At 69.0% G+C, this 13233-nt stretch carries 12 protein-coding genes; 7 read left to right on the forward strand and 5 right to left on the reverse strand.

Annotation, left to right across the window (positions count from 1 at the left end):
* Positions 1 to 909, forward strand: a 909-nt coding sequence (locus tag V9U70_RS03350) for an RHS repeat-associated core domain-containing protein (protein ID WP_336672916.1), incomplete at its 5' end; no start/stop codon positions are given.
* A gap of 358 nt (positions 910 to 1267) precedes the next feature.
* Positions 1268 to 1906 (forward strand): ScbR family autoregulator-binding transcription factor, encoded by a 639-nt coding sequence (locus V9U70_RS03355; protein ID WP_336672937.1) that lies wholly within the window; start codon positions 1268 to 1270, stop codon positions 1904 to 1906.
* A 68-nt stretch (positions 1907 to 1974) separates the two neighbouring features.
* Here V9U70_RS03355 and V9U70_RS03360 read toward each other — a convergent pair whose 3' ends face one another.
* A complete protein-coding gene (locus V9U70_RS03360; RefSeq protein ID WP_336672917.1) occupies positions 1975 to 2109 on the reverse strand; it encodes a hypothetical protein in 135 nt (44 codons plus the stop codon).
* 1546 nt (positions 2110 to 3655) lie between these two features.
* Here V9U70_RS03360 and V9U70_RS03365 point away from each other — a divergent pair.
* The 4 genes from V9U70_RS03365 to V9U70_RS30495 all read left to right on the forward strand — a co-directional run bounded on the left by V9U70_RS03365 (position 3656) and on the right by V9U70_RS30495 (position 7554).
* Positions 3656 to 4672: a bifunctional DNA primase/polymerase gene (locus V9U70_RS03365; protein ID WP_419723923.1), complete on the forward strand. Its 1017-nt coding sequence runs from the start codon at positions 3656 to 3658 to the stop codon at positions 4670 to 4672.
* On the forward strand, positions 4669 to 6210 hold the full coding sequence (locus tag V9U70_RS03370; protein ID WP_336672919.1) for a DNA primase family protein: 1542 nt from the start codon (positions 4669 to 4671) through the stop codon (positions 6208 to 6210). The genes V9U70_RS03365 and V9U70_RS03370 overlap by 4 nt, the downstream gene beginning before the upstream one ends.
* 238 nt (positions 6211 to 6448) lie before the next feature.
* On the forward strand, positions 6449 to 6835 hold the full coding sequence (locus tag V9U70_RS03375; RefSeq protein ID WP_336672920.1) for a DUF6009 family protein: 387 nt from the start codon (positions 6449 to 6451) through the stop codon (positions 6833 to 6835).
* A gap of 8 nt (positions 6836 to 6843) precedes the next feature.
* Complete coding sequence (locus V9U70_RS30495) at positions 6844 to 7554, forward strand: transposase (RefSeq protein ID WP_419723924.1); 711 nt, start codon at positions 6844 to 6846, stop codon at positions 7552 to 7554.
* 69 nt (positions 7555 to 7623) lie between these two features.
* Here the strand turns inward: V9U70_RS30495 and V9U70_RS03385 are convergent, their stop codons facing one another.
* The 3 genes from V9U70_RS03385 to V9U70_RS03395 form a co-directional block, all read right to left on the reverse strand.
* The gene (locus V9U70_RS03385) at positions 7624 to 9120 is read right to left on the reverse strand and encodes a glycosyltransferase (protein ID WP_336672921.1); all 1497 of its coding nucleotides are present in this window, start codon (positions 9118 to 9120) and stop codon (positions 7624 to 7626) included.
* A gap of 98 nt (positions 9121 to 9218) precedes the next feature.
* Positions 9219 to 9977: a PP2C family protein-serine/threonine phosphatase gene (locus tag V9U70_RS03390; RefSeq protein ID WP_336672922.1), complete on the reverse strand. Its 759-nt coding sequence runs from the start codon at positions 9975 to 9977 to the stop codon at positions 9219 to 9221.
* Positions 9978 to 11000 (reverse strand): beta-ketoacyl-[acyl-carrier-protein] synthase family protein, encoded by a 1023-nt coding sequence (locus V9U70_RS03395; RefSeq protein ID WP_336672923.1) that lies wholly within the window; start codon positions 10998 to 11000, stop codon positions 9978 to 9980.
* Between the two features lie 203 nt (positions 11001 to 11203).
* Here V9U70_RS03395 and V9U70_RS03400 point away from each other — a divergent pair, with 203 nt between their 5' ends.
* Positions 11204 to 12145: a phosphotransferase family protein gene (locus V9U70_RS03400; protein WP_336672938.1), complete on the forward strand. Its 942-nt coding sequence runs from the start codon at positions 11204 to 11206 to the stop codon at positions 12143 to 12145.
* 93 nt (positions 12146 to 12238) lie between these two features.
* On the opposite strand, the gene V9U70_RS03405 is transcribed toward V9U70_RS03400, so the two are convergent.
* Positions 12239 to 13201, reverse strand: a complete 963-nt coding sequence (locus V9U70_RS03405) for an NAD-dependent epimerase/dehydratase family protein (protein WP_336672924.1) — start codon at positions 13199 to 13201, stop codon at positions 12239 to 12241.
* Positions 13202 to 13233: the final 32 nt, after the last annotated feature.

Raw genomic sequence — 13233 nt, forward strand, 5'->3', positions numbered from 1 at the left:
AACGCCTCCTGGCAGTACTGCTACGACCTCGCCGGGAACCTCACCTCGCAGGGCGTGGAGAAGGGCTGCCCGCGCGGCACCACCTACACGGTCAACGACGCCCAGCAGATCACCGCGAAGGACGGCTCCAGCACGAGCTGGTCCTACGACAAGATCGGCAACGAGACCGCCGGCGCCTCCACCCCCGAGTCCACCCGCACCGGCGTCAAATGGACCGACTACTCCCAGATGACGTCGATCACCACCGGCGGCAAGACCTACGCCGGGCAGTACGGTTCCACCGACCAGTCCGAGCGGATCAAGCTCGGCGACACCTTCTTCCACAACGGGCCCCTCGGCCTGTCCGCCACCTCAACGGCCGGAGTGGACACGGGATTCAACCGCGAGCCCGGGGGCACGCTGAACTCCATGACCCGCGGGGGCAAGAACCACTACTACCTGACCGACGCACTCGGCAGCGTCGTCGCCCTGACAGACGAGACCGGCACCAAGGTCAACACGTACGGCTACAGCCCCCGCGGCGTCGAGCGCCCCACCACCACCGAGACGGTCCCCCAGCCCTACCGCTTCGCCGGCGGCTACCAGGACCCCACCGGCCTCTACCACTACGCGGCCCGCTACTACGACCCCAACATCGGCCGCTTCACCACCCCCGACCCCTCCGGCCAGGAACAGAACCCCTACCTCTACGCCGAAGGCGACCCCGTCAACCGCATCGACCCCACCGGACTGCTCTTTGGTATCGATCTTGATATCAACTGGGGTTGCTTGGGCGCTATGGGTGGCGGCCTGGCTGCCGCCGGAACGGTTCTCGCGGCACCCGCAAGCGGAGGCACGACCCTGAGTGCGACCGGGACACTGCTAGCAGGCGCCGGGAGCGCCGCCTCGGGAATGGAGACATGCGCGTGAAGGCTGGGCAAATCATCGCCGTGCTGGGGACGCTTCTGATGACGATCGGAGCGGTCATCGCGATGATCGCCGGGCCGACTTGGCTTGCGATAGTTCTCATCGTTGCGGCTTGCTGCGGACTGGCAGGAGTCTTTGCCGGACGTCGCGGCTAGCGCCCCTCCACACGCCGCCCACATCAGCAACCGGGTGGCGGCCGTTCTCGCAGGACGGCTCCAATGACCCCACAGTTTCGAAGTGGGCAGAGGGTTCCGCTCTCTACTGCATGGTGAGCAGCAGCCACGTGCACGAGCTGCGTACCGGGAGCGTGCTGCCAGGCCCCCGGGTAGCGTCGGACGCGACCGAGGGAGGCGTCACGGCGATGCAGGAACAAGGGGAGAGCGGAGACCGCCGCGAGCAGATGGTCCGGCGGCTCGTCGAGGCCGCCGGAGTCGTGATCGACCGGGCCGGGTACGCCGGCGCGTCGACCCCGGAGATCCTGCGCCAGGCCGGAGTCTCCCGCGGCGCCCTCTACCACCACTTCGAGGGCAAAGAACAACTCGGCGACGCGATCCTGGACCGCCAGCACCAGTTCTTCCAGCAGATCTCCGAACAGGCCGCCTCGGGCCCGGCCCCGAAAATCTGGCTCCAGGCGCTGATCGACGTCAGCCACCTCTACACCGCTGGCATCCTGGAAGACCCCGTCCTGCGGGCCGCCGTGCGCCTCAGCATCGAACCGGGCCCCTACCTGACCGCCGAAAGCTACGCCTCCCCGCTCGGGGCCGTCACCGACGTCCTCGAATCCGCCCGCGCAGCCGACGAGCTCCAGGACCACGTCACTCCGGAAGAGGCATCCCGGACCCTGGTCGGCTGCTACAGCGGCGTGCAGCTCCTCGCCCTCGCCCTCGACGAGCGCGACGCCCTGCACCAGCAGGTCAGCGCCATGTGGGCCCTGACCATGCCCGGCCTCGCCCGCGGGCACGTCCTCATCCGACTGCGCCTGGGCCCGCCGCTCTCCTGACCGCACGCCCGGATGGCGGAACGCAAACACGGCGAGCTAAAAACTCACTGCCCCCCAGGGGAGCCGGTTCAAGCCGGGCTCCGGGCACCACCACGCAGGTACAGCGCCGCGGCGGTGAAACCCGGCCCGTAGGCCACCGCGACGCCCGGCCCCGCGGCCGCGGGGCCGGCCATGGCCCGGGCCAGCACGTCCAGCAACGCCACCCCGCCCAGATTCCCGCCGACAAGGGAGTCCCGCGCGTGCCGCCCGGCGGACTCCGGGTCGAGGCCGAGACCGGCCAGGGTCCCGAAGATCCCGGGCCCACGAGGCCCTGGAGAGGCTCGGCCGCAGCGAGGACGCCCAGGCAGAGGCCCGCAAGGCAGACGCAACCGAGCTCGCCAAGCCGTGGCACCAGGCCCTGACCGACAGCGACGACGCCATGCGAGCCGCGACCGAGGCTGCTGCGAAGGCACAGACCCGCACCGCTGAGCACCTGCTCGCCGTGCAGCTGGAGCAGTTGCACACCCAGGCCCGCCCCGAGCCGGTCCGCTTCGGGGGCCCAGCGCCTGCCCCAGCTCGCCGCCCGCCCGCTGGACGACGAGGCCCTGGAGGGGATCGCGTGAGTGCCGAGCTGAGCGGGGTCGACCTCGCGCGCCAGGCGCTGATCGAGGCCCGGGAGGCGGCGAGGAACCCGAGCTCACTGGGCGTGTCCAGACCGTGGCGTTCGACGCGAGCACCGGTCCGCCTGGGCGTCGGGGACGACGCCCAGGCGGCTGGCACGCAACTGCGCTGGAGCGCGTCAAGGCTGATCGCAGCAGCCAACGAGAAGGCGCCCGGGGCGTCGTTCGCGCCCTGTACGTCCTGGCACCCGCCTCCGTGAAGGCCGCCCCCACCACAGCGGCCGCCGCACCGGCTCCGCAGCCGACCGCACCGCCGCACCGATGCCGCGACCGGATCCGCCGGAGGGCTACCGCGAGGCCCTCGCCGCCCACCGACTCCCCTCGCAGAGGGGCGGTCTACGGCACGCCGTCCTCACATCTACGGCTTCGCCCGGTGCTGCCCGCGGCCACAACAGACACTGCCGGGCCGGCACTGCGGCTCTGGCCTACACCCACTTTCCGGTACGGGCGGCGATCGGGCCGGTACCGCCCCAGCGCCAGTCCCTGCATTCAGTCCCTGACTAAAAGAGCAGGTCAGAGGTTGTGTTGCCCCTCGATCAGGGACTGAAGGGACTCAAGTTGGGGGTTATCACGTGAGTACATATGCGCGTGTATGCGGACGCGTAGGTCTTGTCTTACTCATTACTGTGCTGGCTGATAATTGCGAAGTTCAGTCCCTTCAGTCCCTGATCGAGGGGGTGGGCGTCCTCTGACCTGCGGAAACAGTGAGGGACTGAATGCAGGGCCCAGCTCTCGGTGTCCTGCTTAGAGACCCTTGAGGCTGGGCCCCCCGCTCGGGATGGGCTGAAACGTGCCCTCGCCCCTCCGGGCCAGGAAGGGGTCTGTGGAGGGACTGAAGGGACTGAGGAATCAGATCGCGGCGCGCGGGGGAGTCGACTCACCAATACATGGAACCGAGCCCTACACTCATTCCGAAAGACAGTCCCTTCAGTCCCTACTGTAGGCATGGGGGACGGCTGACCAGCCGTTTCCCGTTTGAGGGCAGCAGGGACCGAAGGTCTGCAACCTGATGAACGAGGACAGCTACGTGCGGCGCCGCGGCGAGACGCCCCCCTCCGGCCCTCCCGGCCGAGTCGTGCCCCCGCTTGCGCTGGCCCGCTGGTGCGCAGGAAACGGCTGGCCAGTGCACCCCCTGGCCCCGGGAAGAAAGACGCCTCCAGGGAACTGCCCCAACTGCAAGACGCAGCACCACGACCCCCGGACATGCCCGTGCCCCCGTGCTGGACGCCCTTGCCACGGCTTCCACGCCGGCACTACTGACCGGCACGTCATTGACAGTTGGTGGACCACCAGCCCCGACTCCGGAGTCGGCGTTGCCTGCGGACCGGCTGATCTCATCGTGATCGACATCGACGCACACAGCGCCCCCGTCCCCGACCGAAGCCGTCTCCTCCCAGGAATCCCGATCCCCGACGCGGTTGACCTCAACGGCCTCGCTTCCGGCTTCGACACCATGGCACTCCTGGCCGCCTACCGGCAGCAAGCCGATCCCGCACAGGACACCACCACCCTGCGGGTGCGAACCCCCTCAGGCGGCCTCCATGTCTGGTACCGCCTTCCCACCCCCAAAATCCGCTATAGGTCTTCCGCCGGCTCCAGCTCCAAGGTCGCGCTCGCCTGGCAGGTCGATGTGCGAGCCGAAGGCGGCTACATCGTCGCCCCGACCACCCGCACCAGGCAGGGGACCTACGCCCCCCTGGGGACCGTTCGTCTCCCCGCGCCTCTCCCCGCCTGGCTCGCGAACGAACTCGCCCGCACCGGACACATCCTCAAGCCTCGGCCGACGCCGCCAGCCGCCGCCCCGCGCCCCCACGGCCCTCGAAGGGCGCAGACAGCGCATCGAGTTCTTGATCCCCTCCTCGACGAAGTCGCCCGGTGTGGAACCGTCTCGGAAGGTGCCGCCTTCACCGAAAAACTAAACAGAGCCGCCTTCACGGCCGGCGGGCTTGCCGCTGCAGGACACCTGGAGGAATCGGTCATACGTGATCTGCTGACCGCCACCGCACACGCGGCCCGCCCCCGGCAGACCTCCCACAACGAGAAGATCATTCACGACGGTCTCGCAGCAGGGGCCGCCCGACCGCTCCATCTCAAAGGACGCCCATGAGCAGCAGCGCCGAAGGCCCGCGCTTTGACGCAACTGCCGCCGCTCAGCAGATGCTCGCCCTCGAAGCCGTCGCTGAACCCCTCTCTGCGACGCCCTCCTTCCCTGCCCAGAGCGTGTCCGAGGCGGTCTCCGCCCCAGTCGCCTGGCCCCCGCCCGGCGCGCTTCCGGGAACGCTCACTGACCGAGGCAATGCGAAGCTGTTCGTCCGCCTCTACCGCGACCAGTTCCGTCACGTCGAGGGCCTGGGCTGGTACTCCTGGGACGGCTACCGGTGGAAGCGCACCGGGGGCGAGAAGGCTGCCCTGTGGGCGGCCGGAGAGATGGCCGAGGAGATTCCCGACACCGACCCCCGCGGGCTGTTCAGCGACAGGGAACTCCATCACCACAAGAGGCGCACCATGTCGACCACCGGCATGAAGGCCCTCCTCACCCAGGCCAAGGCGTCCCCCGACCTCTCGGTAGACCCCGACACCCTCGATGGTGACCCCTACGCCCTGTGCACCCCGGACGGCGTCGTCGACCTCCGCAACGGCCGTATCCGGAAGCCGGATCCCACCCGGGACTTCCACTCCCGTGCCACCAGCGTCGCCCCCCAGGACATGCCCACCCCCCGCTGGCACCGCTTCCTGGACGACACCTTCGGTGAGGACGCCGAAGGCCGGGAGATGATCGACTTCCTGCACCTACTGCTCGGCTACTCCATCACCGGCGATGTCGGGGCCCAGGTGCTGCCTTTCCTCCACGGGCAGGGCAAGAACGGTAAGTCCGTCCTCCTCGACGTGATGATCCAGATCCTCGGCGACTACGCCGACGCGGCCCCGCCCGGCTTCCTCATGGACCGAGGTGCGTTCTCCGAGCACTCCACCGAGCTCACCGAACTCCATGGACGACGCCTGATCGTCTGCAGCGAGCTCAAGCCGAACGACCGCTTCGACGAAGCCCGCGTTCGGCTTCTCACCGGAGGGGACAAGATTAAGGCCCGCCGGATGCGGCAGGACTACTTCTCCTTCACCCCCACCCACAAGCTGTGGCTTTTGGGCAACCATCGCCCCGAGGTCTCCACCGGCGGCTTCGCGTTCTGGCGCCGGATCCGCCTGCTGCCCTTCGAACGGATCGTCCCCGACGAGCGGAAGATCGACAACCTCGCCGTGGAACTCGTCGAGGACGAAGGGCCCGGCATCCTGCACTGGCTCACCGAAGGAGCCCGCCGCTACCTCGCCACCCGCGACACCCTCGCCGGCCCGGACCGCGTCCGCATCGCGACCACCGCCTATGCGAACACCGAGGACCACATCGGCCGCTTCCTGACCGAATGCTGCATCCACGACCCGGAGAACAACGAGCTCCGCGTAGAGCAGGGCCTGCTCTACGCCTCATACAGCAGCTGGTGCGCGAACAGCGAAGGCATCCGTCCCGGCACAGCCCGCGCCTTCGCCACCAGGGTCCGCCAGGAAGTCGGACTAGCCTCACCGGCCGACATGATCAAATCCAACGGCCGCAAGTTCTACCCCAACCTCGCCCTGGCAGCCGAAGAATGAACAACCAGCACACTGACCAGCCATTGCAGCCCCCCAGCCCACTGCCACCGGGCACCCGCTCGCTCTACGATGAGTGGACCCTCCACCACCTCCGATCCGGGACCGAACCCCAACCCGCCCCCAGGAGCCGGAGGCCCCAAGGCCACGAGCACGACTGCACAGCCCTGTCGCAGGGAACAGATACACCACGCAGGCACCGGCACACCCGGTGCACGCCGACGAAGGAGAGGCCGCGGCCATGAGCTCGCTACTGACCGACAGCGACCTCACTCACGAAGCGAACGTGGTGTGGCTCGAAGACCCCGAACACCTCGACTACGTCCGCCAGGCCCTGGACAAGACCCCACGCCGCAAAAACAAGCCCCGCTACGCCCGCGACGGCCGGATGATCGGCTACATCGAGCTCAGCGCCGACGCCGAAGCCGACCCGGACAGCGGCCTCTACCGACGCCGGGTCTTCTTCCTTTTGCCCCACGACAGGGACTCCGACCCCGAAGGCGTCTACCGGCAGGGCGCCCCAGGAGAGGCCGTCGACCCCCGGACCATCGAGCTCAACCGCGTAGGCGAGAAAACCCCCCGCTCACAGCAGGGAAGCCCCTCCGCCATAGCGGCCACCAGCTGCTAGCGTTCGTCCTGACACCCGGACACTACGGTGACGGACCCCAGCTCGAACGGGTGCTGGAGCAGGTAGTGGTGCCCCGATCCGGGGTCGGTCGGCCTCGAACCCGGCCTGACCGTGTCCTGGCGGACAAGGCGTACACGTCGCGCAGAAACCGCCGCTACCTGCGACGACGCGGTATCCCGCACACGATTCCCGAATGCCTTGACCAGCAAAGACACCGCAAGAGCCGAGGCTCCCGAGGCGGTCGCCCCACCGGCTTCGACAGCGAGCGCTACAAGAAACGCAACACCGTCGAACGCACCATCAACCGCCTCAAGGGCTTCCGGGCCGTGCGGAGTAGCAGGGGGTGCCAAGTCAGGGCCTGGCCCCGGATATGCCGTGCCAGCGTCGTAGCACGCTCTTTCGGGGGCACGATGTCCGTGGCCTTGCTTGGATGTGGTGGCTATTGCGCCTGCCATCGAACTTTTCCGCGTTGCCGGGCCATGGGGGTTTTCCGTTCGGGGGCCTTGTCTGGCGTAACGCCCGGTCGAAGCGCCCGGGGCTGCTGCGTCGTACTTCTGATCCTCACGCGGGGTGGGGAGCCCGTACCCCCACTCCAGCGTCGACAGCAGGTGACCGGCCCCTATCCCGGTGTCCGGGTGAGTGACCGGACACCGGAAGCGTTCCTGCGGCGAACCTTCTCGCCCGCCCGGGTGACCCCAGGGGCCGCGGCCTTCGCATGATCAAGGGAAAGCTTCACCTTGAGGCTCCTCACCGCCGTGATCATCACGGGGTCCTCGCCGTCGATCCACTCAACGACTGATGGCCCGCGTCGAAAACGCGTAGCCGTGGTCCCCCAGTTCCCTCACGAGGCCCTCCGGCAGGGGGTGCGTCTTCAGGGACGGGACCATCAGGACGTCGCACGGCGTGGACGCGTCAGCGGCGACTGAAAAGCTCCGGTGTCCGCGGTGCGGGTCGGCGACGCTGACGAGGCCGTCGGAGCAGCTGACCCAGGGCGCCAGGGCGTAGTCGGCCCCCGCGTCGAAGCGGAGCGGCTCGTCCATGCCGTAGGCCTCGAAAAAGATCCGTGCGACCGGGTCCGCGTAGTCGGCGTAGATCTTGCGGGTGCCCCCGAACCGGACCCTGCGCTCGTCGATGTCTGCTTGGACCGGTGACTTCTCCAGCGGCACGGGAGCGCGGTCGGGCCGGCCGAGCATGTCCAGGATGCGCTCCGCCACCGCGTGCTCGGAGAAGGCGGCCCGGCCCCGGTCGAGGGTGGCTTCGTCCACGACGGTCGTCGATCTGCGCACCGCGGCCGTGAGGGCTTCGGCCAGGGCGGCGGGGTGCACGACCGGGCCCAGCGCGGACCTGTGGACGGGGACCAGCGTCAGATGCTCGGGGAACCACTCCTGGAAGCCTCGGTGGCCGCCCCACGACGTCGACACCACCTGATGGCCGTTGACCAGGGAAGCGAGGACGGACGAGCCGAAGTTCTCGTCGGAGTGCACCGTGGGCGATACCAGGACGTGCGGTTCCTGGTGGACGTCGTAGAAGACCCAGTCGCGGGGCTGGGATCCGTGCCAGGTGACCACGTCCGCCAGGCCCAGGGTCTCGACGAGCTCTCGCAGGAACGTGCCGTAGTTGGAGCTCTTGAGCCCCATGTTGGGGCTGCCGAGGTTGTCCTCGCCGCCGTACACGTCCAGGGTCACCGGCGGCGTCCCGGCGGCGGAGTTCCGCATGAGCCACAGGGCGAACAGCAATGTGTGCAGGTTCTTCTGTTCCGAGACGCGCCCGACGTAGGCCAGTCGCGTGACCTCGCCCTCCGGCCGCCGCTTCCGGCTGTTCACCTTGAACAGGTCGACCAGCGGGAACGGTATCTGCTCGATCCGGGCCTTCGGGAGACACGCCCGGACCGTCGCCGCCTCCGCCTCGCACGTCACGACGAAGGTGTCCCGCTCGGTGAGCACGTCCGCGAGGGCCCCGAAGGCTTCGAACCCTTCAGGGCCGTCCCCGTGGACGTAGAGGGTCATCGGCGCGGGCTCCTCCACCTCCGCCCGCAGGGAGAGCGCGGCCTTGACCGTCCCGGGCGTCACGGTGGTGAGGACCACGCGCTCCACTCGCGCGGCACGGGCGCGGAGGCGCTCCTCCATGGCGGGTGGCAGCGGCACGCAAAACGTGCTGACGGTCCGCCGTTCGGACCGGCCGATGCGGTCCCAGACACGTTCGATGGCCGGGATGATCTCCTGCAGGCTCAGCCACCACTCCTTCTCCCTGGTGGTCAGCACGACGATGCCCTCGTTGCTCGACACGTACCCTCCCTGAGGATTGCCTTGTGACTCGCTGGTCACGAGTGAGATGTTCGGCCGCCGCGGTGCCGTGCCGGCGCGCTGCCGTGCCCCCGACCGCCTCAGCCGCGGCGGATCACGAGGGCGGTGGCGTCGTCTCTGACTCCGTCCGCCCCGGTCGCGGCGGCCACCAGGGCCTCCGACAGAGCCTGCGGATCGTCCTTGTACCGGAGGGCCAGCGCCTCCATCGTTCCGTGCGGCACCTGGTCGTGGACCCCGTCCGACATCAGCACCACCAGCGGGGACCGGGTCCAGGCCTCCGACACGGTGGCGACGGCGGCGCTCCGCACGGTCGTGCGGACCCACTTGGCGGCTTGGCGCGGGATCTCGCCGGTGTACCCGCACAGGGCCAGGTGCTCCGCGAGGTTGTGGTCGGCGGTCAGCGGCCGCAGCCGTCCGCCCTCCAGGGCGTAGGCGCGGCAGTCGCCGACCCATGCGACGCGGATCCGCTCCTCTTCGGCCGACGCGGAGGTCGGCCCGGAGGTCGAACAGGACGCCGTCGCCGAAGCCGTCACCGTGGCGACCACTGCGACGGCGTCCGGCTCCGGTTCGTCGCCCACGCCCTTGTCGGCCACCAGCTCGGTGCCGGTGAGCAGGCCGGCGAGGCTTCCCCGGCGCGCCGCGACCCGTGCCACCACGGTGGCGAGCAGCTCCGCCACGGACGCGACGCGGTGGCTGTGGCCGATGCCGTCGACCACGGCCGCGCCGGTGGTGCCGTCGGTTTGGACGTGGACGGCGACGGCGTCTCCGCTGGGGGTGGCGGTGCCGGTCCGTGTGACCGTGGCGACGCGGACGTTCCCGTATCCGAATTGCGTGGCCATTCAGACGACCTCGACGAGTACGGCCGACTGCACGATGCCCACGCCCTCGCTGAAGACGACGGCGTGGTCCCCCGGGGAGAGTTCACCCGACGCGATCGCGTAGTGGAGGGCAGCGATGGGATCCGCCCCGCCCAGATGCCCGATCTCGCGTCCCCGTTCCTCGCTGGAGCGCACGGGTTCGAGGTCTCCGAGATAGGGGAAATACTCTTCCTCGAGGACCTGGCGACCCCTGAAAGGCAGCACCACACGGGCCACTTGTTCGCGTGCGATGGCGGCATCGGCCAGTACTTTATCGATGACGACGCCAATTCCGTCTCCGCGCATCTTCCAGGCTTCTTCGCGAGAGATGTCGGACGTCTTGTAAAAGGCGCGGGAACGCTGCGAGAGGACCACCGGAAGGCTGACGCCCTGGCCGAACACGCGGGGGCCTCGGTGCACCCCTTCGAGATGCGGCTGCGTGTGGCTGACGGCCGCGAGAAGGCGGGCGATTCCGTGGTCTCTGGACATGACCAGCGCCGCTCCGCCGTCTCCGAACGGGGTGTCCGGGTCGACGGTCCACCGGTCGATCACCTCTTTCGGCTGCCAGCTCTCGGCGGCGGTGACCAGCGCGGCCCCGTGTTCGGTCTCATAGGTGAGACGGGCGGCGGCCCAGCGCATGCCGTTCACCACCCCGTCGCAGCCGTTCATCAGCTGCGCCACATCCCGGAAGCCGCCCGCTCCGATCTCCCGCTCGAGCCACATCACGGAATTCGACATCCGGGGCGACGGGTCCAGGACCGTCGTGTGGACGAGCAGCCCGACGTCGTCGAAGGTGTACCCCGACTCCGCCAGGGCCGCTTTCGCTGCGCGGGCGGCGAAAGCCGCCGGGGGCTCGTCCGCCGGAGCGACCGCGACGGTGCGCTGTCGTGTGCGCCGCGCGAGTTTCTCCGGATAACTACCGTCCGCCACAGCCTCGGATACCGGGACGACGGGCGGCAGGTCCACCGCCGTCGCCGCGATATAGACATTCTTCCAACGCGCCATGAAGAGCTCCGTCCAGTTCACCCTGATGCGGGTTGCAATTCTTCGGTCGGCCTCGTCTTTTCGACGGAACCATAACAGAGCGGGGCCCGCCGCCGGTGCGGTGAAGTCGTCCTCAGAGCCAGCGAGTTGGGGCGCGCTGAACGTTCTTGCGCCGTCTGGTGCCCGTGTGTTCACATGACCCCGTGGATACCTTTCATGACGACATGAATCTGCGGCCGAAAACTCTCGCCTGGGTGAACCGACATCTAGACAGCGGCGAACGGGTCGTCAAAACCGCCACCTTGCATGGCGGCATGACCGCCGAAATGCGTAAGCTGACCATCGGCACCCAGGACGCCGTCACCCGTCACCTCGTGCTGCGCAGTTTCGTCGACGCGTTCTACCTGCGGAATGCCGAGGAGTGGCTGACCAGGGAAGCCAGCGCCCTGGAACTTCTCGGTGGGACCGGGGTGCTCGCGCCGGATCTGGTCGCCGTCGACCCGACGGCCGCCCACTGCGAGTACCCATCGCTGCTGATGACGCACCTGGAGGGCCGCTCGGTCCTCGACGACGAGGGCGTCGAGACCCGAGCTCCCTTGCTGGCCCGTCAACTCGGTGCCATTCACGCGCTCCAGCCCGTCGAGCGACCCCAGACGTTCACGACGTTGACGACGCCGGAGTCGGTCGTCGTGCCGAAGGCCGGCCAGGAGGCCGCCTGGGCCGCGGCGATCGACGTGATCCGCGAGCCCGCCCCGTCGTACGAAGGCCGGTTCCTGCACCGCGACTTCCAGCCGGGTAACGTCCTGTTCGACGTGCCGCCGTCCCATCCGGACGAGGCCCGGATCATCGGCGTCGTCGACTGGTCACAGCCTTCCTGGGGCCCGGCGGACCTCGATGTCGCCCACTGCTCCACCAACCTCGCGCTCCTCCACGACCCGTCGTGGGGGCTGCGATTCGCCGAGGCGTACGAGGAGGCGGGCGGGGCGCTGGCGGCGAAGCCGGGCGAGCGCCTGTACTGGCTGGTGCGGGACGCGCTGTCGTGCTCCGAGGAGGTCGACCTGTGGGCGCAGGCCTACCAGGCCGCGGGACGGACCGATCTCACGACGAGCGTCTTGGAACGGCGTCTAGACACCTACGTCACCGGCCTGATGGCCGCCCTGGGCTGACGTGCCGGCAGCGTGCGCCACGCCCCTGACCCGTACGGTTCCCTGTGCCCGCGCCGCCGAGTGCGACGAGGCACGGTGAACCGTAAGGACGCGTCAGGAGCCGAGGAGGATGCTGTTCTCAAGGAACCAGTCGATGGTCCTCTTGATCCCGGCTTCGATGCTCACCGCCGGCCGCCAGCCGAGGGACCGTTCGGCCCGGCTGATGTCCGGCCGCCGCAGCCCCGGGTCGTCCTGGGGGCGGGCGACGAACTCGATGGACGAGGACGAGCCGACGAGGCTGCGGATCATCTCGGCGGTCGCGAGGACCGTCATCTCGTGTATCCCGCCGATGTTCACCGGCCCCTGTTCGCCCGGCGCCCACAGGAGCCGGAGGATGCCGTCCACGGTGTCGCTCACGTAGCAGAGCGAGCGCGTCTGGCTGCCGTCCCCGGCCACCGTCAGCGGTTCTCCGGCGATGGCCTGGCGAATGAAGTTGGGGATCATCCGGCCGTCGTCGGCGCGCATGTGCGGCCCAAACGTGTTGAAGATCCGCACGATCCGGGCGTCCAGGCCGCGTGCGTCCCGATGGGCGACGGTCAGCGCCTCGCTGAACCGCTTGGCCTCGTCGTAAACGGAGCGCGGGCCCACCGGGTTCACATGGCCCCAGTAGCTCTCCGGCTGTGGATGGACCTGGGGGTCGCCGTAGACTTCACTGGTGGACGCGAGCAGGAAGCGCGCGCCCTTGCGGCAGGCCAGGTCCAGGGCGTGCTGGGTGCCGGTGGACCCCGCCCGCATCGTCTCCAGGGGCCGCCTCAGGTAGTCCACGGGGGAGGCGGGGGAGGCGAGGTGGAGCACCGCGTCGACCGCGCCCCTGATGTCGAAGCCGGTCGACACGTCGGCCTCCAGCAGCTGGAAGCCGGAGTGCCCGTCCAGCGGCTCGACGTTGCACACCGAACCCGTACTGAAGTCGTCAATGCACACGACCGCGAAGCCTTCGCGCAGGAGCCGCTCGCACAGGTGCGAGCCCACGAAGCCGCCGCCCCCCGTGACCACTACACGTTCCTCGTACTGCGTCATGGTCCTTCTCTTCCTTGAGTCCGATGTGCCTG

It is taken from the genome of Streptomyces pratensis (genome assembly GCF_037137275.1).
In the GTDB taxonomy this organism is placed as follows: domain Bacteria; phylum Actinomycetota; class Actinomycetes; order Streptomycetales; family Streptomycetaceae; genus Streptomyces; species Streptomyces pratensis_B.